2 pseudogenes are annotated in these 556 nt (G+C 70.7%); both read left to right on the forward strand.

Going from position 1 to position 556, the window contains the following annotated elements:
- Nucleotides 1-213, forward strand: a pseudogene (locus tag KUM32_RS42520) (hypothetical protein); the annotation flags it as partial.
- 21 nt (nt 214-234) lie between these two features.
- Nucleotides 235-556, forward strand: a pseudogene (locus KUM32_RS42525) (FtsW/RodA/SpoVE family cell cycle protein); the annotation flags it as partial.

The following is a 556-nucleotide window of genomic DNA, read 5'->3' on the forward strand; positions in this document are numbered from 1 at the left end:
CCCCCGAAGCGCGCTCAGGAAGAGCGCAAGAAGGCCGAGGACCAGCAGCGGGACCTCGGCAAGGGAGAGGGCCAGACCGGCGACCAGACCGGCAAGCCAGGCGCGCAGCCCCGTACCGACACGACCACTCCGTCCCCCACCCCGACGCCAACGCCCTCGCTGTCCCCGGCGGAGCGCGAACTGGCCGACGAGTGCGGCGGCACCCAGCAGTGAAGCGGTAGGGGGCCGCCAGCGATGAGCAGCAGTACCACCAGCACGACCACGATCAGTACGGCCGGTCCGCCGAGCCGTCGCAACACCGAGCTCGCGATGCTCGCCTTCGCGGTGATCATCCCGGTGTTCGCGTACGCCAACGTGGGCCTCGCGCTCAGCGACGAGATGCCGTCGGGCATGCTCAGCTACGGCCTGGGCCTCGGCCTGCTCGCCGGCATCGGGCACATCGTGGTGCGCAAGTTCGCGCCGTACGCCGACCCGTTGCTGTTGCCGTTGGCGACGCTGCTCAACGGGCTCGGCCTGGTGTTGATCTGGCGTCTCGACCAGTCGGAGCGGCTGGCCC

Source organism: Streptomyces sp. AC627_RSS907 (assembly GCF_019049165.1).